Here is a 23,345-nt window from a genome sequence, read left to right on the forward strand (position 1 = left end):
TCCCCACCCGGGGTCTCATCCGGGGGTGTCAGCCCTCGCCGCGCCCGTAGCGCCGCACGGCGAGCGGTAGGAACACCGCGATCAGTACCGCGCACCACACCAGCGACCCGGCGACGGGATGCGTGACCGGCCAGGCGCCGTCGTCCGGCACCGGCGCGTTGCCGAACAGGTCCCGCAGGGCCGTGGTGACCGCGCTGATCGGATTCCACTCGGCGAGGGTGCGCAGCCAGCCCGGCAGACCGTCCGTCGGAATGTAGGCGTTGGACAGCAGCGGCAGGATGAAGGTCGCCCCGCCGAGCTGGCCGGCGGCCTCCTCGTTCCGGGTGAGCAGCCCCAGGAATATCCCGATCCACGTGGTCGCGAACCGGAACAGCAGCAACAGCGCCACGGCGCCGGCCGCTTCGAGCGCGGACCCCTCGATCCGCCACCCCACCGCGAGCCCGACCAGTAGGAACGGCACCGTTCCGGCGGCCGTCACGACCAGATCGGCGGTCGCCTGCCCGAGCGGTACGGCCGCCCGGCTCATCGGCAGTGTCCTCAGGCGGTCCATGACACCGCGGTGGGTGTCCTGGGCGGCCTGGAACATCCCGGTCATGATTCCGTTGGCCGCGGTCGCGACCAGCAGACCCGGCACCAGGAAGGACCGGTACTGCTCGCCCGGCATCGCCAGCGCGCTGCCGAAGACGTAGCCGAAGAACAGCAGCATGGTGATCGGCATGGTCTGGGTCAGGATCAGCAGCCCGGGGTTGTTGCGGATCCGCCGGAGCTGCCGGCCCAGCATCGCGCCGCCGTCGTAGGCCAAGGTGCTCATGCGGCACGCTCCTCGGTGAGTCGCAGGAAGACGTCGTCGAGTGTCGGTGGCTGGATGCTCGCGTCCAGCAGCGGGACGCCCGCCGCGTCGAGTTCGCGCACCAGCCGGGGCAGGGTCAGCGTGGCGTCCCGGGTGACGGCGCCGACGGAGCGCCGGTCATGGTCGAACGAGGGCTCGGCGCCGGTGAGTTGATCCAGTACGGCCGCCGCCTTGACCAGGACGTCGGCATCGGCGACGACGACCTCCACATGTGCGCCGATGGTCGCCTTGAACTGGGCGGGCGAGCCCTGGTGTGCGACCTTGCCCCGGTCCACCAGGGCGATGTCGTCGGCCAGTTGGTCGGCCTCCTCCAGGTACTGAGTGGTCAGCAGCACCGTGGTGCCGTCGGCCGTCAGCTCCCGTACGGCGTCCCAGATCCGGTTGCGGCTGGCCGGATCGAGGCCGGTCGTGGGCTCGTCGAGGAAGAGGACTTCGGGGCGGCGTACGAGGCTCGCCGCGAGGTCGAGGCGGCGGCGCATCCCGCCCGAGTAGGTGGACGCCGGCCGGTCGGCCGCCTCGGTCAGGCCGAAGCGGTCCAGGAGCTCACCGGCCCGCTCGGCCGGACCGCGCACCCGGTGCAGCCGCGCGAACAGCCGGAGGTTCTCGCGGCCGGTGAGGTCGCCGTCGACCGAGGCGTACTGGCCGGTGACGCCGATGCTGCGGCGTACGGCCGCCGGATCCCGGAGCAGGTCGTGCCCGGCGACCCGGGCCGAGCCGGCGTCCGGCCGCAGGAGCGTGGTGAGGAGCCGTACGGCCGTCGTCTTGCCCGCGCCGTTCGGGCCGAGGAGGCCGCAGACGGTGCCCTGCGCGACGGCCAGATCGAGTCCGCGCAGGGCGTGGACCTCGCCGAATCGCTTCTCCAGACCTTCACTAAGTACAGCGTACGTAGAAGTCATGGGTCGACCATAGCGCACTACGTACGGTGTACGTAACTAGGATGGTGGTCGAGGTGATGATCGATGGCAGGCAAGGCAGCCGAACCTGGCGTGATCTGGGCGCGACCCGAGCGGACGGGGCGGGGGCCGAAGCCCGCGTTCACGCGCGCGGACATCGCGGCCGCGGCGGTGCGGACCGCTGACGCCGGCGGGCTGGACGCCGTGTCCATGCGGCATGTGGCGGCCGAGCTGGGCTGCGGGACGATGTCGCTGTACAACTACGTCCCCCGCAAGGAGGACCTGTACGAGCTGATGATCGACGCGGTCGGTGCCGAGCACGAGATCCGGCAGCCCTCCGGCGACTGGCGGGCCGACATGATCCGCAACGCGCAGGAGACCCGCGCCATCATGCACCGGCACACCTGGGTGCCGCGCCTGATGTCAGGGGTGTACGGCTTCAGCCCCAACACCCTGCGCTACCTGGAGCACTGCCTGGCCTGTCTCGAACCGCTGGACGTTCCGTACAGCGTGAAGATGGAGCTGGTCGCGCTGCTCAACGGTGTCGTGACGACGTACACCGCGAACGAGATCGCCACCGCCGAGCGCACCCGTTCCCTGCCCTGGTCCGAGGAGGAGGAGAACGCGGTCCGCATCGCCTACCTCGGCAGTCAGGTCGCCACCGGCAGGTATCCGCTGCTCGCCGCCGCCTTCATGGCGGACAGCGGGCCGATCGATCTGGAGGCGGTGTTCCGGCGGGCGCTGGAACGGGTGCTGGATGCTTTTGACCCCGAGTGCCGCGAGTCGTAGTTGTTCGGGTGCGGCGGCGTCGTGGCTGGTCGCGCCCGCGCGGCGGAGCCGCAGATCAGATACGGTCCCGCGCCTCTGAGGTTGGTCAGAGCAACGCGAACTGGCCTTCTGGGCCTTCCTCGTGGTGGTCCAGGACGGATGCCGGGCGGCGTGCCGGCTCCGGCACCGGCAGGACGCCGGCCTTGCGGAGGTCGGTCGCGGTGATGGTCGACGTCAACTCCTGGTCGAGCGGCTGGAGTTCCGCCAGCAGGGCCAGGACGGTGATCAGTTCCAGCAGTTCCGATGTCCACGCCTGCGGCCAGGTCGCCGGGCGGATGGCCGCGAGGGTGCCCGGCTCGGGCTCCGTGACGCGGGCGATGAGCCACTGCTGCAGGACCTTCACGCCGGCCACCTCGTAGTCCCAGGCCTCGGGCGGGACCGGTGAGATGCGGCCCTCGTCCAGGAGCAGGGCCTCCTCGTCGCGGTCGTACTCCAGCGTCAGCGGCCGGGAGGGGAGCGGTGCGCGGACGTACGGGCGGCGGCCGCCGGGCAGCTTCGGGCGGTCGCCGTTGCGTCGCATCAGCCACAGGGCGCGGTGGCCCGACTCCACGCCGCGCGCCCACAGTTCCGGGTCGGCGGTGAGGGGGACGGTGAGGTCCGGGCGTACGGCCGCCAGCGTCCAGGCGAGGAGGTCCAGCGGCTCGACCGGTCCGCCGAGCCGGTCCCGGAGGTGCTCCAGGAGGCCCGGGGCCAGATTGGGTTCGTTGCCGCCCGGGCGGCGGTACAGCGGGCGGACGCGTCCCGGGCGCACCAGCGGGAGCACGGAGGTCGCCGCCAGCGGGGACTCCGGCGCCTCCAGGACGAAGACCTGGTGCTCGTCCAGCACCCGCCACAGCTCCGGGCGGGCCGCGTCGATCAGGCGGTGGTCGGGGATCAGCCACTGTTCGTCGAAAGGGGCGTGCAGCACGCGCACCGGCTCCGGGCAGGGGCCCGAGGCGCGGACCAGCCTCTCGGTGCCGGTGGACCGGCCGGGTAGCTGTCCGACCGCGGAGTGCAGGGTGCGGGAGCGGGTCGGCTCCAGCAGGGTCTCCCGGTCCGGGCCCTCGGCCTTGACGAAGGCGTCCCAGCGGGCCTTCAGGGTCGCTGCGTCGGGGCCCGCCGGCCACCCCCGGCCGAGCCGCGGCGGTGCGACGGACCACGGCATGAGGTCCGCCAGCGGCGGAGCGTCGTCGTGCGTCACGCTGGGCATCGTACGGCCTCGGTCCGACAGGCGGGGTGGGGCAGCGTCCCCTGTAAGGGGCGCGGGGAACTGCGCGACCGGCCCCCACCGGCCCGCAGGCTGCGCACCGTGCTTCCGGCGCCGCACCTATGTCGCGTCCAGGGTCACCGTGAAGGAGAAGCGGTCGCCCCGGTAGTGGATGACCGCCGCGTCCAGCACGCGCCCGTCCGCGTCGTACGTCACGCCCGTGTAGTGCAGGATCGGGCTCAGCAGGGGGACTTGGAGCAGCCTCGCCGTCTCCGGATCGGCCAGGCGCGCCTCCACAGTGTCCGTGATGCGGCTGATGTCCGCCCCGACGACGTCCCTCAGCACCTTCGTCATCGGCCAGCGGACGAGGTCGTCCAGGTCGATGCGCGCCGCCAGTTCGGGGCGCACGTAGTTGCGAGCGTGGTTGGTCGGCTCGCCCGTCTTCTCGTCGCTGCGCAGGCGGTGGTACGTCGCCACCTCGTCGATGTCCGGGAAGTACTCGGCGAGTTCCGCCGGCACCTGTGCGCGGCCGTGGTCCAGCAGTTCGGTCGCCATGCCGGACTGCTGGGCCACGATCGCGTCCACCGAGCCGAGCAGCCGCACGGGGGCGCCCCGGCGGGCGGCCGGCTCGATGAACGTGCCGCGCCTGCGATGGCGGGTGATCAGGCCCTCGTCCTCCAGCTCCTTCAGCGCCTGCCGCATGGTCAGCACGCTCACGCCGTAGTGCTCCGCCAACTGCTCCTCGGTGGGCAGCCGCAGCGGGTCCTGCGGCCGGCGGCCCAGTATCGAGGCGCGCAGCGACTGCGACACCTGGTACCAGAGCGGCAGCTTGCGGTTCAGGACGATCGAGTCCGGGGCGAAGGAGGTCACAGGGCCATCCGTACCGGTAGGGGATCTTTACTGCAAGGGGCGGAAGTGGCGCTCCATGCCTTGCCAGACGTCGTCGTAGCGCTGTTGCAGGTGGTCGGCCCCGGCCGCCTGCGGGGTCAGCGTCACCGGCCAGCGGGTCTCGAACATGAACGCCAGCCCGTCGTCGATCTTCTGCGGCTTCAGCTCGGCGGCGCTCGCCCTGTCGAACGTCTCCCGGTCCGGGCCGTGCGCCGACATCATGTTGTGCAGCGAACCGCCACCGGGCACGAAGCCCTCCGCCTTCGCGTCATAGGCGCCCTCGACGAGGCCCATGTACTCGCTCATCACGTTCCGGTGGAAGTACGGCGGCCGGAAGGTGTCCTCGCCCACCAGCCAGCGCGGCGCGAACACGACGAAGTCGACGCCCGCGAGACCCGGGGTGTCCGACGGGGACGTCAGCACCGTGAAGATCGACGGGTCGGGATGGTCGTAGGAGATGGTGCCGATCACATTGAAACGGCGTAGGTCATAGACGTACGGCACATGGTTGCCGTGCCAGGCGACCACATCGAGGGGTGTGTGGTCGTAACTGGCCGTCCAGAGGTTGCCGCAGAACTTGTTCACCACCTCCACCGGACCCTCGGCCTCCTCGTACGCGGCCACCGGCGCCTTGAAGTCCCGGGCGTTGGCGAGGCCGTTGGCGCCGATCGGGCCGAGGTCGGGGAGATGGAAGGGCGCACCATAGTTCTCGCACACATATCCCCGGGCGGAGTCATCCAGCAGCTCCACACGGAAGCGCACCCCACGTGGCATCAGCGCCACATGTCCCGGCTCCACATGCAGCAGCCCGAACTCCGTGCGCAGCAGCAGCCCGCCGAGCTCCGGCACGATCAGCAGCTCGCCGTCGGCGTCGCTGAAGACGCGGTCCATCGAGGAGTTGGCGTGATACAGGTGCACGGCCATGCCGGTGCGCTGGGTCGCGTCGCCGTTGCCGCCGAGGGTCCACAGGCCGGCCAGGAAGTCGGTACCGGGCGCGGGCTCGGGCAGCGGGTTCCAGCGCAGCCGGTTCGGGTCCGGCACCGACTCGGTGAAGGGCGCCGTACGGATCGCGCCGTTGTCCGTGCGGGTGAACGCCGGATGGGCGGCCGACGGATGGATGCGATACAGCCACGAGCGGCGGTTGTGCGCCCTCGGCTCGGTGAACGCCGTACCGCTCAGTTGTTCCGCGTACAGTCCCAGCGGGGCGCGCTGGGGTGAGTTGCGGCCCTCGGGCAGGGCGCCCGGCACCGCCTCCGAGCTGTGCTCGTTGCCGAAACCGGAGAGGTAGGTCAGCCCTTCCGCGGTCTTCCGCGCTCCCCCGTGCTCGAACACGCTCGCGCGGGAGGTGCCCCCATCGCTCATGATCGCTCCCTAGTGATCTGATTCCTATGCTTCACCGTAGGATTGCGATTTCCCTCGCGCAAGAGATCGGCCGGACCTCCTCTGCGGGTACGACCGGAAACGGACGCCAACCCGACTCAAGGGGGATTCGGCTGCCGGACCGGTGTTCTAGTCTCCGGGCATGTCGTGGATCCGGACCCCGCTCACCGTGTCGGCGGTCTGTGTCCTGCTGCTGACCGGATCCGCCGGTTGCGGCTCCGGCGATACGCGCGACCGGGGGGACGGTGGCGTGTCGCCGGCCCCGGTGGGCAAGGTCCTCGGCGACACCGACGCCGACGGGCGGCACTACCGGGAGGTCGGCAAGGGCGGTGCGCCCGAGGTCGCCATAGAGGTCCAGCCGGACCCGGACAGTGACGGTGAGGGTGACTGGGGGGTGCGGCTGACGGTGCGCGCCTTCCGCTTCTCGCCCGCCGGTGCCGAGCGGCGGGCGGTGGCCGGGCGCGGGCTCGCGTACCTCTTCGTGGACGGCCGCTTCGTCACCAGGCTCCGTGCTCCCGGCTACCGCCTCCCGGCCGACCTCGTCCCGCGCGGCACGCACCATGTCACCGTCCGGCTCTACGCCGACGACGGCACGGTGTGGGCCGTGGGCGGCGAACCCGTGGAGAGCACGGCCGACGTCACGGCCTCGGAAGCGGAGACGGAGACGGGGGCGGGGGCGGCGACGGAGACGACACCGGCACCGACGGCGTCCGCCCCTGTGCCGAGCGCAGCACTGAGTACACCGGGTACCCGATTCCGTACCGGGGGTCAGGGTTCACCCGACCGAGCCGGAAAGGCATCATGAAGACCGTGCCCCATCCAGCAACGCTTCGCAGGGCGCCCGTGCAGCGGCGCAGTGCCGAACGGCTCACCAGGATCCTCGACGCCTGCGCCGACCTCCTCGACGAGGTCGGCTACGACGACCTGAGCACCCGGGCCGTCGCCCAGCGGGCCGGCGTGCCCATCGGCTCGGTCTACCGGTTCTTCGGCAACAAACGCCAGATGGCCGACGCTCTCGCCCAGCGCAACCTCGAGCGCTACACCGCCCGGGTCACCGATCGCCTGGCGGCGACGGCCGACGGAGGATGGCGGGTGGCGATGAACGCCGTGCTCGACGAGTACATCGCCATGAAGCGCACCGCGCCCGGCTTCTCCCTGGTCGACTTCGGCAACCAGATCCCCGTCGGCACCCGCGGTGAACCCAACCACCGCGTCGCCGACCGCCTCACCACCCTGCTCTCCGGCTACCTCGACCGCGAACCGGACGAGGACCTGCGCCGCACCTTCCTGGTCTCCGTCGAAACGGCCGACACCCTGGTCCACCTGGCCTTCCGGGTGGCTCCGGAGGGCGACGAGCGAATCCTGGAGGAGGCCCGCGAGCTGCTTCGGGCGTATCTGGCGCGGGTGCTCGACTGACGGCCCCGCGCCCTTCGGCGTTCGGCCGTCCGCCGGCCGGTGGCCCGCGAATTTCCGATCCCGCCCCCGGAGAGGGCTCCCCTCCGTGCATACCGGTCGGTATGCTCGGCTCCGAGTCCGCGCGCCACCGCCGCCGCCATCTCCGGGAGGACCCGTGTCCCGCACCGCTCTGCGTATCTGCCCCCTCTGCGAGGCCACCTGCGGCCTGACGCTCACGATCGAGGGGACCGCGGTCACCGGCGCCCGCGGTGACCGTGACGACGTGTTCAGCCAGGGATTCATCTGCCCCAAGGGTGCCTCGTTCGGTGCCGTCGACGGCGACCCCGACCGGCTGCGCACCCCGCTCGTGCGCCAGGACGGCGAGCTGCGCGAGGCCACCTGGGAGGAGGCCTTCGACGCGGTCGCCGCCGGCCTGCGCCCGGTCGTCGAGCGGTACGGGCCCAACTCCGTGGGCGTCGTGCTCGGCAACCCCAACGTGCACACCGTGGCCGGCGCGCTCTACCCGCCGATCCTGATGGCCGGCCTGCGCACCCGCAGCGTCTTCACCGCCTCCACGGTCGACCAGATGCCCAAGCACGTCTCCAGCGGGCTGCTCTACGGCGACGCCCTCGCGATCCCGGTGCCGGACCTCGACCACACCGACCACCTCCTCCTCATCGGCGCCAATCCCCTGGAGTCCAACGGCAGCCTGTGCACCGCCCCCGACTTCCCGGGCAAGCTCAAGGCGCTCAAGGCCCGCGGCGGCACCCTCACCGTCATCGACCCGCGCCGCACCCGCACCGCCAAGCTCGCCGACCGGCATGTCGCGATCCGGCCCGGCACCGACGCGCTGCTGCTGGCGGCGATGGCGTACGTGCTGTTCGAGGAGGACCTGGTCGCCCTCGGGGAGCTCGCGCCACACGTGCAGGGAGTCGAGGAAGTCCGCGCGGAGGTACGGGACTTCACCCCGGAGGCCGTCGCCGGCGCCTGTGACGTGGACGCCGGCACGATCCGCGCGCTGGCCCGCGAGCTCGCCGCCGCCCCGACCGCCGCCGTCTACGGTCGCATCGGGAGCTGCACCGTCCCGCACGGCACCCTGGCGAGCTGGCTCGTCGACGTCCTCAACGTCCTCACCGGCAACCTCGACCGCCCCGGCGGCGCCCTCTTCCCGCAGGCCGCAACCGACAAGACGCCCCGCCCCGCAGGACCCGGCCACGGCTTCGCGCTCGGGCGCTGGCACTCCCGGGTGAGCCGGCACCCCGAGGCCAAGGGCGAGCTGCCGCTGTCCGCGCTCGCCGAGGAGATCGACACCGCCACCGCCGAGGGCGAGCCCGTCCGCGCGCTCGTCGCCGTCGCGTCCAACCCGGTCCTTTCGGCCCCCGACGGCGACCGGCTCGACAAGGCCCTCGGCTCGCTCGACTTCATGGTCAGCGTCGACCCGTACCTCAACGAGACCTCGCGCCACGCCCACGTCGTGCTGCCGCCGCCCCCGCCCTCGCAGAGCCCGCACCACGACTTCGCCTTCAACACCCTCGCCGTGCGCAACCAGGTCCGCTACACCCGCGCCGCCGTCCCGCTGGAGCCGGGTCGCATGGCCGAGTCCGAGATCCTGGCCCGGCTGATCCTGGCCGCGACCGGCATGCACGGCGCCGACCCCGCCGCCGTCGACGCGATGGTCATCGACCAGACGCTCGGCAAGGCGGTGAAGGAGCCGCACTCCCCGGTGCACGGCCGTGACCCGAAGGAACTCGCCGCGCAGCTCACCGGCGTGAGCGGCCCCGAGCGACGGCTCGACATGATGCTGCGCCTCGGCCCCTACGGCGACGGCTTCGGCGTACGGCCCGACGGGCTGACCCTCGAAAAGCTGCTCGCGCATCCGCACGGCATCGACCTCGGACCGCTGAAGTCCCGTCTGCCGCAGCCGCTCAAGACCGTAAGCGGCAAGGTGGAGCTGCTGCCGGAGCCCATCGCCGGCGATCTGCCCCGGCTGCGGGAGGCGCTGCGGCACCGCCCCGACGGGCTCGTCCTCATCGGCCGCCGCCATCTGCGCTCCAACAACAGTTGGATGCACAACGTGCCCGCCCTCACCGGCGGTTCCAACCGCTGCACCCTGCACATCCACCCGGAGGACGCCGAGCGGCTCGGTGTACGGGACGGGGCGGCCGTACGCCTCAAGGGCGCCGGGGGAGAGGTGACCGCCCCCGCCGAGGTCACCGACGCGGTGCGCACGGGTGTGGTGAGCCTGCCGCACGGCTGGGGCCACGACCGCCCGGGCACCCGGCTCGGCCACGCCGCCACCGACCCCGGGGTCAACGTCAACCAGCTCCTCGACGGCAGCCTGCTCGACCCGCTGTCGGGCAACGCCGTGCTCAACGGAGTGCCCATCGAGGTGGCCCCGGTGTCCGAAAAGATCACGCCTCTGACCTGAGCAAAGCTCTGACCTGGAGTTTTGCGCTTATTGCTCGCATGTCAACGTCTTGTTAACGCCGCTTGGCGGGACCTAACGTCGTCGCACCCCCGGCCCTCGTGGGATGTTCAAGGGCGAACGTTAGGTATCCACATGCTGACCATCCTCGGCTTCGCCATGATCGCGACCTTCCTGGTCCTGATCATGATGAAGAAGATGTCGCCGATCGCGGCGCTCGTGCTGATTCCGGCACTGTTCTGTGTGTTCGTCGGAAAGGGCGCCAAGCTCGGTGACTACGTCATCGAAGGCGTCACCAGCCTCGCCCCCACCGCGGCGATGCTCATGTTCGCGATCGTCTACTTCGGTGTGATGATCGATGTCGGCCTCTTCGACCCGATCGTTCGGGGCATCCTGAAGTTCTGCAAGGCCGACCCGATGCGAATCGTCGTGGGCACGGCGATCCTCGCCGCGATCGTCTCGCTCGACGGCGACGGCTCGACCACCTTCATGATCACCGTCTCGGCGATGTACCCGCTGTACAAGCGCCTGAAGATGAGCCTGGTCGTGATGACCGGCGTCGCGGCGATGGCCAACGGCGTGATGAACACCCTGCCGTGGGGCGGCCCGACCGCCCGCGCCGCCACCGCGCTCAAGCTCGACGCCAGCGACATCTTCGTCCCGATGATCCCGGCCCTCGCCGTGGGTCTGCTGGCCGTCTTCGTCCTGTCGTACGTCCTCGGTCTGCGCGAGCGCAAGCGGCTCGGCGTGCTCACGCTGGACGAGGTCCTGGTCGAGGAGAAGGAGACCGAGACGGTCCTGGTGGGGGCCGGCGGCTCCGGCACGGCCAAGACCCCCGCGGGCACCGGCGGTTCGGGCTCCGGCACCGACGCGGAGGACACCGAGGACGACGAGCGCTTCCAGGCCCTCGACCCCGACCGGCCCACCCTGCGCCCCAAGCTCTACTGGTTCAACGCGCTGCTGACGGTCACCCTGCTGACCGCCATGATCATGGAGTGGCTGCCGATCCCGGTGCTGTTCCTGCTCGGCGCCGCGCTCGCGCTCACCGTGAACTTCCCGCACATCCCGGACCAGAAGGCCCGCCTCGCCGCCCACGCCGACAACGTCCTGAACGTCTCCGGCATGGTCTTCGCCGCCGCCGTCTTCACCGGCGTGCTCCAGGGCACCGGCATGGTCGACCACATGGCCAAGTGGATGGTGGACGTCATCCCCGAGGGCATGGGTCCGCACATGGCCCTGGTCACCGGTGTGCTGAGCCTTCCGCTGACCTACTTCATGTCCAACGACGGCTTCTACTTCGGCGTCCTGCCGGTGCTCGCCGAGGCCGGCGCGGCGCACGGCGTCACCCCGCTGGAGATGGCCCGCGCCTCCCTGGTCGGCCAGCCGCTGCACATGTCGAGCCCGCTCGTCCCCGCGGTGTACGTCCTCGTCGGCATGGCCAAGGTGGAGTTCGGCGACCACACCAGGTTCGTGGTGAAGTGGGCGGCCCTCACCTGCCTGGTCATCCTCGCGGCGGGCATGCTCTTCGGAATCATCTGATCCACAAGTCCGGTCCACGCACACCGTTCACGGAGGACACGCTCATGAGGCCCGGTGGGAACCGCGGCTGGCTGCTCCGCCTCGTCATCGCCTTCAGCTTCGCTCAGGGGGCGGTGTCGATGGCACGGCCCGCCGTCTCCTACCGGGCCCTCGCGCTGGGCGCCGACGAACGGGCGATCGGTGTGATCGCGGGCGTGTACGCCCTGCTCCCGCTGTTCGTCGCCGTCCCGCTGGGCCGGCGCACCGACCACGGCCGCTGTGCCCCGCTGCTGCCGGTCGGCGTGGTCCTGATATCCGGCGGCTGTGCCCTCAGCGGCCTGGCGGGCTCGCTGTGGGCGATGGCGGTCTGGAGCGGGGTGATGGGCCTCGGCCACCTGTGCTTCGTCATCGGTGCTCAGTCCCTGGTCGCCCGCCAGTCCGCCCCGCACGAACAGGACCGCAACTTCGGCCACTTCACCATCGGCGCCTCCCTCGGCCAACTCGTCGGCCCGATCGCCGCGGGCGCGCTCATCGGCGGCCGGGACATGGCGGGGACCAGTGCGCTCGCCCTGCTGGTGGCGGGCGCGGGCGGCGCGGTCGCGTTCACGTCGCTGTGGCGCATAGAGAGCCGTACGACGGTCAAGTCCCGCGAGGAACGGGGCGAGCGGGTTCCGGTCCAGCGCATCCTGCGTGCCCGGGGTGTGCCCGCCGGCATCTTCATCAGCCTCGCCGTGCTGTCCGCGACGGACATCCTCACCGCCTATCTGCCGGTGGTCGGCGAGCACCGGGGCATCGCGCCGGCCATGATCGGCGTCCTGCTCAGCCTGCGCGCGGCGGCCACCATCGCGTGCCGGCTGGTCCTGACGCCCCTGCTCCGGCTGCTCGGCCGCACCCTGCTGCTGACCGTGACCTGTCTGCTGGCGGCCCTGCTGTGCGCGGGCATCGCGCTGCCGGTGCCGGTGTGGGCGCTGGCCGTGATGCTGGCGGTGTTCGGATTCTGCCTCGGCGTCGGCCAGCCGCTGTCCATGACGACGGTCGTCCAGGCGGCTCCCGAGGGTGCCCGCTCCACCGCCCTCGCCCTGCGGCTGACCGGCAACCGCCTCGGCCAGGTCGCCGCACCGGCGTCCGCGGGCCTGGTCGCCGGGCTCGCGGGGGTGGCGGCGCCGTTCGTGATGCTGGGCGCGCTGCTGCTGGTGTCGGCCGGCATTGCGCTGCGGGCGCCCGCGCGGCCGGCGGGGGAGTCCGAGGGCACCGGTCAGGCCATCCTGCCGAGGGCGATCTTGCGTCGAAAGAGTGGTATCTGATGGGCCGTAAGGCGCTGCTTCCACGATTCGGCGTGCACATGTGAAAGAGAGTCAGACGAAGAGCGATTTGTACGAAAATCGTCTGACTCGGAGGACTCGCATGCCCACCACGCCTCTTCCACGCCGCGCCGCGCGCATCGTCGCCGTCACGGCGCTGACCGCCGCGCTGACTCCGCTCACCGGGATGCCGACGTCGGGAGCCGCGCCGATGGCGCCCGGTGACAATGGCACGCTCAAGATCCACACGGCGCCTTGGGACGGGGTCGCGCGCACGCCGTACGGGGACGCGATCGACGAGCCGAGGGTCTGCCGGTTCTACCTCGACGCCGCCAACTTCGAGACCATCACGGCCGTCACCTGGAACATCGCGACCCAGCCCAATGTGCCGGGCGGCGCCACGCTGCGCGGGACCCTCAACCTCGCCGGCGGCATCGGCCACACCGAGGACCTGAACCTGCCCGACGGCCAGTACCAGCTCACATGGACGTTCACGGGCATCACCGGCGGCGAGCGGCAGAAGACCTTCTCGGTCGACTGCCGCACCTCGATGACGACGCCCCCGCCCGGCCCGCAGGGCGGTCCGCCGGCCGGCGGTGGTGGCATCGCGCGCGGTGAGGCCTTCACCACGGTCGCCGGTGCCGGCGTCGTCGGCCTGGCCGCGGTGGGCGGGGTGATCTGGTTCCGGCTCCGTCGCCGTACGCATGGCGCGTAGAAGACGCAGGCCCTGGTACCGCAGGCGCGCCTACCGCCTGGCGAGGACGGCCGTGCTGACCGTCTCGCTGGTGGTGGTCTGCGTCCGCTGCGACCACGAGAGGCCCGGAGCCGGTACGGCCGCTCCGGGCTCCGCCGAGGCCTCCGAGGTCCAAGCCGCCGGCACCGGAAGCGGTGCCGGCGGGGCGGGCGCCGACTCCCGCCCGCTCGCGGGCGATCCGCCTCCCGACCGGCGCGAGGCACCCCCCGGACCACCCGGCGGTTCCCCGCCCGACCCCGCGTCCCCGACCGACCCCGTGGCCGGCGCTCCGGCCCCGGTGGGCACCCCGGCCCCGGTGAGCACCCCCGCCCCGCCGTCCCCCTCGCCCCGGCCCGCCCGTGCCGGAAGGTCCACCGGCCCGAGCCCCCTGCCCCGCTCCCGTGCGACCCGCCTCGTGATCCCCTACATCAGCGTCGACTCCCCGCTGATGGACCTGCACCTCGACAGCGAGCGGCGCCTGCCCGCGCCCCCGGAGGACAAGCCCAACCTGGTCGGCTGGTACGCGGACGGACCCTCCCCGGGTGAGCAGGGCACCGCCATCGCCGTGGGTCACCTCGACACCGACACCGGACCCGCCGTATTCGGCGGCCTCGGCGAACTGAAGCGCGGCAAGCGCATCGAGATCCGGCGCGCCGACGGACGGACCGCCGTCTACAAGGTCGACGCCATCAAGACGTACCAGAAGGACAAGTTCCCCAACCGTGAGGTGTACGGCGCCCGGGCCCGGCCGGAGTTGCGGCTGATCACCTGCGGCGGCAACTACAACCGCAGGACCGGCTACACGGGCAACGTCGTCGTCTACGCCCATCTCGCCGCGACCCGGGGGCCGAAGGGCGCCGGCCGGCGCTGAATCCGGCCGTCCGCTTGCCCGCCTGATGGACAGCGGCGCCCGATTCGGGCCGTTCCCTTCCCCCGGCCGCACACATTCCGTTAACTTCCGTGACTCACACGCCCCGTGCGACCCGCACTAGGCGTTCGACCACGGAGCACCAGGGCCCGTCCGGCGCAGCGCGTGCCGGACCGTGCGTAATCCTCACCCGGCATGCCGGACGGGCCCCGGCGCCTGAATGAGCCCCCGGGGGCATCCGTCATGACACGCGCCATCTCCCTGCACGACGTGAGCAAGTCCTACACGCGCGGCACCCGCGTCGTGGACCGGCTCACGCTGGACATCGAGCCCGGTGAGTTCCTCGTGCTGCTCGGGCCCTCCGGCTGCGGCAAGTCCACCGTGCTCAGGATGATCGCCGGTCTGGAGGAGATCGACGAGGGCGAACTGCTGCTGGACGGCGAGTGGGCCAACGACCTGCTGCCTGCCGACCGGCGCATCGCGATGGTCTTCCAGAACTTCGCCCTGTACCCGAGCATGACCAGCCGCGACAACATCGGCTTCCCGCTGCGCATCGAGTCGCCCGGCGAGGACCCCCGGACGCGGGTGGACGCCACGGCCCGCATGCTGGGCATCGAGGACCTCCTCGACCGCTTCCCCGCCCAGCTCTCCGGCGGCGAACGCCAGCGCGTCGCCATGGGCCGGGCCATCGCCCGCCACCCCTCCGCGTTCCTGATGGACGAGCCGCTGTCCAACCTCGACGCGAAGCTCCGCAACCATCTGCGCGCCGAGATCTCCGACCTCACCCGCAAACTGGGCGTCACCACGGTCTACGTGACCCACGACCAGGCCGAGGCGATGTCCCTCGGCGACCGAGTTGCCGTCCTGCGCGGCGGCGTCCTCCAGCAGGTCGGCACGCCCCGCTCGGTCTACTCGCTGCCGCGCAACGTGTTCGTCGCCGCCTTCATCGGCACCCCGCGCATCAACCTGCTGCGCGGCATGGTGCGCGCCCCGCTGGACGGCGCGATGACCATCAGCCTGGGCAAGCAGTACCTCCGGCTGCCCGAACCCCTGTGCCTGGACCACCAGTTGCTGCGGGTGCAGCAGGGGCGCGAGGTCATCGTGGGCCTGCGTTCGGAGGCCGTCCGCATCGCGAAGCCCGCCAGTGCCCGCCCCGGCGAGGTGCACATCACCGGCCTGGTCGAGCATGTGGAGTTCCAGGGGCACGAGGTCCTCGTCCACTTCAACACCGGCTCCCGGCCTGCCGTCGTGCCCGACCTGGAGGCCCCGCGCCCCGCCCCGTCGGTCCGGCGCCGCCGCCGGGACTCCGGCGGGGTGCTGGAGCGGCTGCGCAACCGCGCGGGCGCCCTGCGCGCCGGGCCCGTGGTGACGCTCGATGACCCGGCCGACGGCGCCCACGACACCGCGCCGCCCGAGGGCCGGCTCCCCGGCGACCTCATCGTCCGCACCACCCCCGACTTCGACCTGCGGCACGGCATGCACGTCCCGCTCCTCGTCGACCTCGCCCATCTGTTCGTCTTCGACCAGCACGGCGACCGCATCTGCCCGGCCCCGGCGAGGCTTCCCGACCTGGAGGAGTGAAGTCGGCCCGGTTTGGCTAGTTATGGACCATGAACGCGCAATTCACCCGAACCCGGGCTGTTCTCGCCTCCGTTGGCCTGCTGCTGGCCGTCGGTGCGCCGACCGCCTACGCCACTCTCGACGCCGGCGCCACCGCGGTGCCGGCGCGGGGAGAGCCGTACATCGAGACCCAGTTGTTCTTCGGAACCGCGCGCCCGGACGGCGGCCCCGCGGTCACCGACGGGCAGTTCATGGAGTTCGTCGACAGGGAGGTCACTCCGGACTTCCCGGAAGGGCTCACGATCCAGTCCGGGCGAGGGCAGTGGCGGGACGCGAGCGGCGCGATCGAGAAGGAGCGGTCGTACGAGCTGATCCTGCTCTATCCGCGGACCCGGGCGGACGCCGGTGACCGCAGGATCGAGGAGATCCGGCGCGCCTACGAGAAGGCATTCGGCCAGGAGGCGGTGGGCAGGGTGGACGACGAGGCGCGCGTGGACTTCTGATGTCATGGACCGCGCGGCGAAGTCGCTGTCGATACAGTTGGCAGGCGAAAACTAACGCCGCTAGTTTATGAGCCGGACGACGAGGTCGCCCCGCCCGGGAGGAAGCGTGATGAAGGCACACGACGGCATGTACATCGACGGCGCGTGGCGCCCCGCCGCGAGCGGGGACGTGATCGAGGTGGTGAATCCGGCCGACGAACAGGTCATCGGACGGGTCCCGGCCGGCACCGCCGCCGACGTCGACACCGCCGTACGGGCCGCCCGCACCGCCCTCCCGGGCTGGGCCGCGACCCCGCCCGCCGAACGGGCCGCACGGCTGACCGCCCTCCGGGACGCGCTCCAGGCCCGCAGTGACGAGATCGCCGAGACGGTCACCGCCGAACTCGGCTCGCCCCTGAAGTTCTCCCAGTCGGTCCACGCGGGCGCGCCGATCGCGGTCGCGGGCACGTACGCCGAACTGGCCCAGACCTACGCCTTCGAGGAGAAGGTCGGCAACTCGACGGTGTACCTGGAGCCCATCGGCGTGGTCGGCGCGATCACGCCCTGGAACTACCCGCTCCACCAGATCGTCGCCAAGGTCGGCCCGGCGCTGGCGGCGGGCTGCACGGTGGTGCTCAAGCCCGCCGAGGACACCCCGCTGGTCGCCCAGCTCTTCGCCGAGGCGGTCCATGAAGCCGGCCTCCCCGCGGGCGTCTTCAACCTGGTCACCGGCCTCGGCCCGGTCGCGGGCCAGGCGCTCGCCGAGCACCCGGACGTCGACCTGGTCTCCTTCACCGGCTCCACCGCCGTCGGCCGGCAGATCGCCGCGGTGGCCGGCGCGGCCATCAAGAAGGTCGCCCTGGAGCTGGGCGGCAAGTCCGCCAACGTCATCCTGCCGAGCGCCGACCTGGCCAAGGCGGTCAACGTCGGCGTCGCCAACGTGATGTCCAACTCCGGGCAGACGTGCAGCGCCTGGACGCGGATGCTGGTCCACCGCGACCAGTACGACGAGGCCGTGGAGCTGGCCGCGACCGCCGCCGCCAAGTACGGCGAGCGCATCGGCCCGGTGGTGAGCGCCAAGCAGCAGGCGCGGGTCCTCGGCTACATCGAGAAGGGCGTGGCCGAGGGTGCACGGCTCGTCGCGGGCGGCACCGAAGCGCCGCGCGAGCAGGGCTGGTTCGTCAGCCCGACCGTCTTCGCCGATGTGACGCCCGAGATGACCATCGCCCAGGAGGAGATCTTCGGCCCGGTCCTGTCGATCCTGCGGTACGACGACGAGGACGACGCCCTGCGCATCGCCAACGGCACCGTCTACGGCCTCGCGGGCGCCGTCTGGGCGGGCGAGGAGGCGGAGGCGGTGGCCTTCGCGCGCCGGATGGACACCGGGCAGGTCGACATCAACGGCGGCCGCTTCAACGTCCGCGCCCCCTTCGGCGGCTACAAGCAGTCGGGCGTGGGCCGTGAGCTGGGCACGCACGGCCTGGCCGAGTACCTCCAGACCAAGTCCCTGCAGTTCTGAGGAGCCCGCACATGGTTCGCGCCGCCGTCCTGCCCGCCATCGGTGCTCCGCTGGAGGTCATCGACATCGAACTGCCCGACCCCGGCCCCGGCCGGGTCCGCGTCCGCCTCGCCGCCGCCGGCGTCTGCCACTCCGACCTGTCCCTGTCGAACGGCACCATGCGCGTCCCCGTTCCCGCGGTCCTCGGCCATGAGGGCGCCGGCACGGTGGTGGCCGTGGGGGAGGGTGTCGCTCATTTCGCGCCGGGCGACGGAGTCGTCCTCAACTGGGCCCCCTCGTGCGGCAGTTGCCACGCCTGCGGGCTCGGCGAGGTCTGGCTGTGCGCCAACGCGCTGAACGGCGCCGCCGACGTCTACGCCCGCACCGCCTCGGGCACCGACCTGCACCCCGGCCTGAACGTCGCCGCGTTCGCCGAGGAGACGGTCGTCTCCGCCGACTGCCTCCTTCCGCTCCCCGACGGCGTCCCGCTCACCGACGCCGCCCTGCTGGGCTGCGCCGTCCTCACCGGCTACGGCGCCGTGCACCACTCGGCGCGGGTGCGGGAGGGGGAGACGGTCGCCGTGTTCGGTGTCGGCGGGGTCGGCCTGGCCGCCCTCCAGGCCGCCCGGATCGCGGGCGCGGCGAAGATCGTCGCCGTCGACGTCTCCCCGGAGAAGGAGGAACTGGCACGCGCGGCGGGAGCCACCGACTATGTGATCGCCTCCGAGAACACCGCCCGCGAGATCCGGGGCCTGACCGGCAAGCAGGGCGTGGACGTGGCCGTCGAGTGCGTGGGTCGCGCGAGCGCCATCCGCACGGCCTGGGACTCCACCCGGCGCGGCGGCCGCACCACGGTCGTCGGCATCGGCGGCAAGGACCAGCAGGTCACCTTCAACGCGCTGGAGATCTTCCACTGGGGCCGCACCCTCTCCGGCTGCGTCTACGGCAACTCCGACCCGGCCCGGGACCTGCCGGTGCTCGCCGAGCACGTACGCGCGGGCCGGCTGGACCTGGGCGCGCTGGTGACGGAACGGATCGCGCTGGAGGGGATTCCGGCCGCGTTCGAGAACATGATCGCGGGCAAGGGCGGCCGGGCGCTGGTGGTGTTCTGAGGTTCCGATGTCGTTGCCCGGGGCCTCGGGTGCCCCGGGCAACCTTCATGCACAACCGTTGACCCCATACCGTCCGGTCAGTACGTTCGCCGCCAACGTCCCCACCGCACCCACCGGAGTGTGCACGCATGGACATGGCCCCCTCCGCTCACCCCGACACCACGACCACCCTCCCCACGGTCAACCGGCGCCGCGTGGCCACAGCGGCGGCCCTCGCCTCGGCCGTCGAGTGGTACGACTACTTCGTCTTCGGCATCGCCGCCGCCCTCGTTCTCGGCGACCTGTACTTCCCGGCGGGCAACCCCACCGCCGGAGTGCTCGCCGCCTTCGCCACCTTCGCCGTCGGCTTCCTGGCCCGCCCCATCGGCGGCGTCGTCGCAGGTCAGATCGGCGACAAGCGCGGCCGCAAGCCCATGCTGGTCCTCGCCCTCACCCTCATGGGCATCGCCACCACCGGCATCGGCCTGCTCCCGACCTACGAGACGATCGGCGTCGCCGCCCCGATCCTGCTCGTCCTCCTGCGCATCGCCCAGGGCGTCGCGGTCGGCGCCCAGTGGGGCGGCGCGATGCTGATGGCCACCGAGTACGCGCCCGAGGGCAAGCGCGGCGTCTACGGAAGCGTCGTCCAACTCGGCGTCCCCATCGGCGTGGTGAGCGCCAACACCGTCTTCCTGCTCGCCGGCGCCTTCACCACCGACGCGCAGTTCGCCGCGTGGGGCTGGCGGGTGCCGTTCCTGATCGGACTGTTCGTCCTCGCCCTCGCCTGGTACATCCACACCCGCGTCGAGGAGACCCCCGAATTCCGCGAGGCCGAGCGGGCGTTGGCGGAGAAGGAGAAGACCGAGCAGTCCAGCCCGCTGCGCACCATCCTCAAGGACCACCTCGGCACGGTCCTGCTCGCCGGCGGCTCCTTCGCCGTCAACACCGCGACCTTCTACATCCTGATCACCGGCGTCCTCGACTACACCACCCGCGAACTCGACATGGACAAGAGCGCGGTCCTCACCGTCTCGCTCTGCGTCAGCCTCACCCAGCTCGTGCTGATCCCGGCCGCCGCCGCGCTCTCCGACAAGGTCGGCCGCATCCGCGTCTACGCGCTCGGCGCCGCCGGCATCGCCCTGTGGGCCGTACCGCTGTTCCTGCTCGTAGACACCGGATCACTGCTGTGGCTGGCGGTCGGCTCCTTCGTCGCAAGCTGCTTCCTCAGCATCATGTACGGCCCCCAGGCGGCCCTGTTCGCCGAGCTGTTCACGCCCGAGATGCGCTACACCGGTGCCTCCCTCGGCTACCAGATCGCGGCCGTGCTCGGCGGCGGGCTCGCGCCCTTCGTCATGGTGCTGCTGCTGGAGGCCTCGGGCACCTCGATGGCGGTGTCCGCCTACATCATCGGCCTCGCCGTGATCGCCCTGGTCTCCATCAAGGTGCTGGCCGGCAGGGCGAGTTCACGCTGACTCGCGGGTCTGCTCGGGTTGCGGCGCACTCGCCACGACCCGGGCGGACCCGGTCCGCGACCGCGACACGGCCACGCCCGCCAGACACAGCGCACCGCCCGCGAGCGTGAGCAGCCCGGGCACCTCGCCGAGCGCCAGCCACGACATCAGTACGACCAGCGCGGGCACCGCGTACGTGGTCGCGCCCATGCGGCTGGCGGTCGTACGGGCGAGGGCGTACGCCCATGTCGTGAAGGCGAGCGCCAGCGAGAAGACGCCGAGATAGACCAGGTTGAGCGTCGCGGACACCGAGGCGTGGGCCGCGTCGTCGACGAGCTGTCCGGCGAACGGCAGGCAGAGCACCGCGCCGACCAGACACCCGTACGTCGTCACCTGGAGCGCGCTCGCATGGCCGAGCGCCGGCTTCTGCGCCACCGCGCCGCCCGCGTAGCCGATCGCGGCGAGCAGGCACAGCACCACTCCGAGCACCGACGAACCGCCCTCGCCGGACATCGAAAGCCCCACGGTGACGGCGCCGGCGAACGACACCGCCATGCCCGCCAGCAGCCGCGGCGGCATCGGGTCTCCGAGCAGCCGGGCGCCCAGCAGCGCGATGAGGATGGGCCCGATGTTCACGACGAGAGCCGCCGTACCGGCGTCCACCTGCTGCTCGCCCCAGTTCAGGACGACGCTGTAGAAGCCGAACCACAGCAGTCCCGATATCGCGATCCCGGGCCGGGCCGCCCGCGGAGGCGGCCCTTCCCGCCGGACCAGGCAGATGAGCCCCAGCACCACCGCACCGACGAGCAGCCTCCCCAGCGCGAGCGCGCCGGGCGAGTACTCGGCCCCGGCACTGCGGATGGACACGAAGGCCGAGGCCCACATCACGACGGTGACGCCGGCAGCACCGGCGGCGAGCAGATCGGGACGACGGGCAGAGAGGCTGTTCATCATGTTCCAGAGGCTAGAAAGGAAGACGGGCGAAGACTGGCGATTTTCGGACGGGGCGTGAATGCCGGGCCCTGTCAGGGCGACAGCGGCTGCAACCAACCAGGGGCACGGGGAACTGCGCGACAGTCCTCAACGGCGCGCCGGGCCCTTGCCAGGGCGCCACCGGCTGCAACCAACCAGGGGCACGGGGAACTGCGCGACAAGCCCCACTCACCCCGCACCCGGCACAGCACCCCCGGCGCGCCGGTTCCTGTCAGGGCGCCACCGGCTGCAACCAACCAGGGGCACGGGGAACTGCGCGACAAGCCCCCACTCGCCCGCACCCGGCACAGCACCCCCGGCGCGCCGGTTCCTGTCAGGGCGACGTCGGCCGCAGCCGACCAGGGGCACGGGGAACTGCGCGACAAGCCCCCACTCACCCGCACCCGGCACACCACCCCCGGAGTCGTTCCCGTCGGCTCACCGCAACGCCCCCGCCTCGATACCCAGAAGCTCCCCCAACGCCCGCTCCCCCGACGGAGTCACCTTCACGGCCCGCTCCGAGCCGATCCGCACGCACCAGCCGACGTCCAGCGCATGCCGGCACAAGGCCGCGCCGGCGACACCGGCCAGATGGGGACGGCGCTCCGTCCAGTCGAGGCAGGCCCGGGCCAAGGGACGGCGGCTCGCACGGTCGAGGGGGATGCCGGCCGAGTCGAACCAGCCGATCCCGGTGTCCGTGAGCGCGAACCCGGTGTCCTGGCGCAGCAGCCCGCGCGAGGTGAGCGCGTCGGTCACCGCGATGCCGAGCCGCCCGGCGAGATGGTCGTAGCAGGTCCGGCCGCGCGCCATGGCAGAGCCGGCGCTGGACTCCCGTAGGTTCCGGGGCCGGCGGACCGCCCCCGGGGCCACCTGGGCGACAAGGTCCTCCACCAACCCGGCGACCCGGTCGTCGGCGAGCCGGACGTAGCGGTGCCGCCCCTGCCGCTCCTCGGTGAGCAGCCCACCCGCGACCAGCTTGCCCAGATGCTCGCTCAGCGTCGACGCCGCGACACCGGCGTGCCGCGCCAGCTCACCGGCGGTCCACGCCCGCCCGTCGAGCAGCGCCAGCAGACATGCGGCCCGCGTCTCGTCGGCGATGAGCCCGGCGATGCGGGCGAGCTGCGGCGCCTGAGGGTCCTTGGTGGCCATGCGTCCCAGGATGAGGCACGGACACTTCGGCGGGGGCCGAAGAGTGACTGTGCGCGTGCCGAAGCGGGACCGGGCGGCCTGCCTCTGAGGATCGGGTGCCCTGCCGAAGAGCGACCCGGCTGCCTTCCGATAAGTGACCGGGCAGCCTGCCGAAGAGGGCCGAGCGGCTCGCCGAAGAGTGACCGAGCGGTCTACCGGCGTTGCTCAGGCATCCCGGCCGACCTGCTCGTACTGCCGGGCCAACCCGTCAAGCAGCGCCGTCAGCCCCGTCTCGAAGGCCCGCTCGTCGATCTTCTCCTGCTGGTCGGCGAGGAGGTGGGCCTGCCCGAGGTGCGGATAGTCGGCGGGGTCGTACGCGCTCGCGTCGTCCACGAAGCCCCCGGCGAACGAACCGAGCGCCGAACCCATGATGAAGTACCGCATCAGCGCGCCGATGGACGTGGCCTGGGCCGGCGGCCAGCCCGCCGCCACCATCGCGCCGTAGGCGGCGTCGGCGAGCCGCAGCGCGGCCGGGCGGCGGCCGGGACCGCGGGCCAGTACCGGCACGATGTTGGGGTGGTCGCGCAGGGCCGCACGGTAGGAGACGGCCCAGTCGTGCAGCGCGGTCCGCCAGTCCCGGCCGCCCTCGAACATCGACAGGTCGACCTGCGCGCTCACCGAGTCGGCGACCGCCTCCAGGATCTCGTCCTTCGTGCGGAAGTGGTTGTACAGCGACGGCCCGCTCACCCCGAGCTCGGCGGCGAGGCGGCGCGTGGAGACGGCCGACAGGCCCTCCGCGTCCACGAGTTCGCGGGCCGTCTCGACGATCCGGTCGTAGCTGAGGAGGGGCTTGCGCGGTCGGGCCATGGCGCACATAGTAGGGCTGCTGAACATAAAC

At 71.9% G+C, this 23,345-nt stretch carries 21 protein-coding genes; 13 read left to right on the plus strand and 8 right to left on the minus strand.

The features are described 5' to 3' along the window. Positions 1-28: 28 nt before the first annotated feature. Together ACZ69Q_RS38975 and ACZ69Q_RS38980 are read right to left on the minus strand one after the other, a co-directional pair. Entirely contained in the window at positions 29-811 is a 783-nt protein-coding gene (locus ACZ69Q_RS38975; protein ID WP_471051795.1) for an ABC transporter permease, read from the minus strand. Continuing rightward, positions 808-1,746 (minus strand): ATP-binding cassette domain-containing protein, encoded by a 939-nt coding sequence (locus tag ACZ69Q_RS38980; RefSeq protein WP_471051798.1) that lies wholly within the window; start codon positions 1,744-1,746, stop codon positions 808-810. The genes ACZ69Q_RS38975 and ACZ69Q_RS38980 overlap by 4 nt, the downstream gene beginning before the upstream one ends. Positions 1,747-1,809: 63 nt before the next feature. Here ACZ69Q_RS38980 and ACZ69Q_RS38985 point away from each other — a divergent pair, with 63 nt between their 5' ends. After that, entirely contained in the window at positions 1,810-2,532 is a 723-nt protein-coding gene (locus tag ACZ69Q_RS38985) for a TetR/AcrR family transcriptional regulator (RefSeq protein WP_471051801.1), read from the plus strand. Between the two features lie 85 nt (positions 2,533-2,617). Here the strand turns inward: ACZ69Q_RS38985 and ACZ69Q_RS38990 are convergent, their stop codons facing one another. From ACZ69Q_RS38990 to hmgA, 3 genes are all read right to left on the minus strand, one after another. Then, positions 2,618-3,760, minus strand: a complete 1,143-nt coding sequence (locus tag ACZ69Q_RS38990) for a type ISP restriction/modification enzyme (RefSeq protein WP_471051804.1) — start codon at positions 3,758-3,760, stop codon at positions 2,618-2,620. A 117-nt stretch (positions 3,761-3,877) separates the two neighbouring features. Beyond that, positions 3,878-4,627: a GntR family transcriptional regulator gene (locus tag ACZ69Q_RS38995; protein WP_471051807.1), complete on the minus strand. Its 750-nt coding sequence runs from the start codon at positions 4,625-4,627 to the stop codon at positions 3,878-3,880. A gap of 27 nt (positions 4,628-4,654) precedes the next feature. After that, positions 4,655-6,007, minus strand: coding sequence for a homogentisate 1,2-dioxygenase (gene hmgA, locus ACZ69Q_RS39000; RefSeq protein ID WP_471051810.1), 1,353 nt, complete (start codon positions 6,005-6,007; stop codon positions 4,655-4,657). Positions 6,008-6,167: 160 nt separating this feature from the next. Here hmgA and ACZ69Q_RS39005 point away from each other — a divergent pair, with 160 nt between their 5' ends. The 12 genes from ACZ69Q_RS39005 to ACZ69Q_RS39060 all read left to right on the plus strand — a co-directional run bounded on the left by ACZ69Q_RS39005 (position 6,168) and on the right by ACZ69Q_RS39060 (position 20,368). Continuing rightward, entirely contained in the window at positions 6,168-6,830 is a 663-nt protein-coding gene (locus tag ACZ69Q_RS39005) for a hypothetical protein (RefSeq protein ID WP_471051812.1), read from the plus strand. Continuing rightward, positions 6,827-7,441: a TetR/AcrR family transcriptional regulator gene (locus ACZ69Q_RS39010; RefSeq protein WP_471051814.1), complete on the plus strand. Its 615-nt coding sequence runs from the start codon at positions 6,827-6,829 to the stop codon at positions 7,439-7,441. The genes ACZ69Q_RS39005 and ACZ69Q_RS39010 overlap by 4 nt, the downstream gene beginning before the upstream one ends. Before the next feature lie 154 nt (positions 7,442-7,595). Beyond that, positions 7,596-9,848 (plus strand): molybdopterin oxidoreductase family protein, encoded by a 2,253-nt coding sequence (locus tag ACZ69Q_RS39015; protein ID WP_471051817.1) that lies wholly within the window; start codon positions 7,596-7,598, stop codon positions 9,846-9,848. A gap of 132 nt (positions 9,849-9,980) precedes the next feature. Further along, complete coding sequence (locus tag ACZ69Q_RS39020) at positions 9,981-11,384, plus strand: CitMHS family transporter (RefSeq protein WP_471051819.1); 1,404 nt, start codon at positions 9,981-9,983, stop codon at positions 11,382-11,384. Positions 11,385-11,428: 44 nt separating this feature from the next. Further along, positions 11,429-12,667 carry an MFS transporter gene (locus ACZ69Q_RS39025; RefSeq protein WP_471051821.1) on the plus strand — a complete coding sequence of 413 codons (1,239 nt, stop codon included), beginning with the start codon at positions 11,429-11,431 and terminating at the stop codon, positions 12,665-12,667. Between the two features lie 100 nt (positions 12,668-12,767). Then, positions 12,768-13,379: a hypothetical protein gene (locus tag ACZ69Q_RS39030; RefSeq protein ID WP_471051825.1), complete on the plus strand. Its 612-nt coding sequence runs from the start codon at positions 12,768-12,770 to the stop codon at positions 13,377-13,379. After that, positions 13,369-14,268, plus strand: coding sequence for a class F sortase (locus tag ACZ69Q_RS39035; RefSeq protein ID WP_471051827.1), 900 nt, complete (start codon positions 13,369-13,371; stop codon positions 14,266-14,268). The genes ACZ69Q_RS39030 and ACZ69Q_RS39035 overlap by 11 nt, the downstream gene beginning before the upstream one ends. Positions 14,269-14,508: 240 nt before the next feature. After that, positions 14,509-15,846, plus strand: a complete 1,338-nt coding sequence (locus ACZ69Q_RS39040) for an ABC transporter ATP-binding protein (protein WP_471051829.1) — start codon at positions 14,509-14,511, stop codon at positions 15,844-15,846. 29 nt (positions 15,847-15,875) lie between these two features. Beyond that, a complete protein-coding gene (locus tag ACZ69Q_RS39045) occupies positions 15,876-16,328 on the plus strand; it encodes a DUF3574 domain-containing protein (protein WP_471051832.1) in 453 nt (150 codons plus the stop codon). 109 nt (positions 16,329-16,437) lie between these two features. Further along, complete coding sequence (locus ACZ69Q_RS39050; RefSeq protein WP_471051835.1) at positions 16,438-17,826, plus strand: aldehyde dehydrogenase family protein; 1,389 nt, start codon at positions 16,438-16,440, stop codon at positions 17,824-17,826. Between the two features lie 11 nt (positions 17,827-17,837). Beyond that, positions 17,838-18,917, plus strand: a complete 1,080-nt coding sequence (locus tag ACZ69Q_RS39055) for a Zn-dependent alcohol dehydrogenase (RefSeq protein ID WP_471051837.1) — start codon at positions 17,838-17,840, stop codon at positions 18,915-18,917. A 128-nt stretch (positions 18,918-19,045) separates the two neighbouring features. Further along, the gene (locus ACZ69Q_RS39060; RefSeq protein WP_471051839.1) at positions 19,046-20,368 is read left to right on the plus strand and encodes an MFS transporter; all 1,323 of its coding nucleotides are present in this window, start codon (positions 19,046-19,048) and stop codon (positions 20,366-20,368) included. Here the strand turns inward: ACZ69Q_RS39060 and ACZ69Q_RS39065 are convergent. The 3 genes from ACZ69Q_RS39065 to ACZ69Q_RS39075 all read right to left on the minus strand — a co-directional run bounded on the left by ACZ69Q_RS39065 (position 20,360) and on the right by ACZ69Q_RS39075 (position 23,314). Continuing rightward, a complete protein-coding gene (locus tag ACZ69Q_RS39065; RefSeq protein ID WP_471051841.1) occupies positions 20,360-21,301 on the minus strand; it encodes a DMT family transporter in 942 nt (313 codons plus the stop codon). The genes ACZ69Q_RS39060 and ACZ69Q_RS39065 overlap by 9 nt on opposite strands. 456 nt (positions 21,302-21,757) lie before the next feature. Further along, positions 21,758-22,468: an ArsR/SmtB family transcription factor gene (locus ACZ69Q_RS39070; protein ID WP_471051844.1), complete on the minus strand. Its 711-nt coding sequence runs from the start codon at positions 22,466-22,468 to the stop codon at positions 21,758-21,760. 204 nt (positions 22,469-22,672) lie between these two features. Then, positions 22,673-23,314, minus strand: coding sequence for a TetR/AcrR family transcriptional regulator (locus tag ACZ69Q_RS39075; RefSeq protein WP_471051847.1), 642 nt, complete (start codon positions 23,312-23,314; stop codon positions 22,673-22,675). Between the last annotated feature and the right edge of the window lie 31 nt (positions 23,315-23,345).

Source organism: Streptomyces sp. NPDC036764, from assembly GCF_055609385.1.

What these genes read in the sequence shown, in the direction of transcription:
- ACZ69Q_RS39010 (WP_471051814.1), top strand. Translation starts at nt 6,827, where the DNA reads ATGAAGACCGTGCCCCATCCAGCAACGCTTCGCAGGGCGCCCGTGCAG.
- ACZ69Q_RS39005 (WP_471051812.1), top strand. Translation starts at nt 6,168, where the DNA reads ATGTCGTGGATCCGGACCCCGCTCACCGTGTCGGCGGTCTGTGTCCTG.
- ACZ69Q_RS39055 (WP_471051837.1), top strand. Translation starts at nt 17,838, where the DNA reads ATGGTTCGCGCCGCCGTCCTGCCCGCCATCGGTGCTCCGCTGGAGGTC.
- ACZ69Q_RS38990 (WP_471051804.1), bottom strand. Translation starts at nt 3,760, where the DNA reads ATGCCCAGCGTGACGCACGACGACGCTCCGCCGCTGGCGGACCTCATG.
- ACZ69Q_RS39045 (WP_471051832.1), top strand. Translation starts at nt 15,876, where the DNA reads ATGAACGCGCAATTCACCCGAACCCGGGCTGTTCTCGCCTCCGTTGGC.
- ACZ69Q_RS39075 (WP_471051847.1), bottom strand. Translation starts at nt 23,314, where the DNA reads ATGGCCCGACCGCGCAAGCCCCTCCTCAGCTACGACCGGATCGTCGAG.
- ACZ69Q_RS39070 (WP_471051844.1), bottom strand. Translation starts at nt 22,468, where the DNA reads ATGGCCACCAAGGACCCTCAGGCGCCGCAGCTCGCCCGCATCGCCGGG.
- ACZ69Q_RS39025 (WP_471051821.1), top strand. Translation starts at nt 11,429, where the DNA reads ATGAGGCCCGGTGGGAACCGCGGCTGGCTGCTCCGCCTCGTCATCGCC.
- ACZ69Q_RS39065 (WP_471051841.1), bottom strand. Translation starts at nt 21,301, where the DNA reads ATGATGAACAGCCTCTCTGCCCGTCGTCCCGATCTGCTCGCCGCCGGT.
- ACZ69Q_RS39035 (WP_471051827.1), top strand. Translation starts at nt 13,369, where the DNA reads ATGGCGCGTAGAAGACGCAGGCCCTGGTACCGCAGGCGCGCCTACCGC.
- ACZ69Q_RS39030 (WP_471051825.1), top strand. Translation starts at nt 12,768, where the DNA reads ATGCCCACCACGCCTCTTCCACGCCGCGCCGCGCGCATCGTCGCCGTC.
- ACZ69Q_RS39060 (WP_471051839.1), top strand. Translation starts at nt 19,046, where the DNA reads ATGGACATGGCCCCCTCCGCTCACCCCGACACCACGACCACCCTCCCC.
- ACZ69Q_RS38975 (WP_471051795.1), bottom strand. Translation starts at nt 811, where the DNA reads ATGAGCACCTTGGCCTACGACGGCGGCGCGATGCTGGGCCGGCAGCTC.
- ACZ69Q_RS39050 (WP_471051835.1), top strand. Translation starts at nt 16,438, where the DNA reads ATGAAGGCACACGACGGCATGTACATCGACGGCGCGTGGCGCCCCGCC.
- hmgA (WP_471051810.1), bottom strand. Translation starts at nt 6,007, where the DNA reads ATGAGCGATGGGGGCACCTCCCGCGCGAGCGTGTTCGAGCACGGGGGA.
- ACZ69Q_RS38980 (WP_471051798.1), bottom strand. Translation starts at nt 1,746, where the DNA reads ATGACTTCTACGTACGCTGTACTTAGTGAAGGTCTGGAGAAGCGATTC.
- ACZ69Q_RS39020 (WP_471051819.1), top strand. Translation starts at nt 9,981, where the DNA reads ATGCTGACCATCCTCGGCTTCGCCATGATCGCGACCTTCCTGGTCCTG.
- ACZ69Q_RS39040 (WP_471051829.1), top strand. Translation starts at nt 14,509, where the DNA reads ATGACACGCGCCATCTCCCTGCACGACGTGAGCAAGTCCTACACGCGC.
- ACZ69Q_RS38985 (WP_471051801.1), top strand. Translation starts at nt 1,810, where the DNA reads ATGGCAGGCAAGGCAGCCGAACCTGGCGTGATCTGGGCGCGACCCGAG.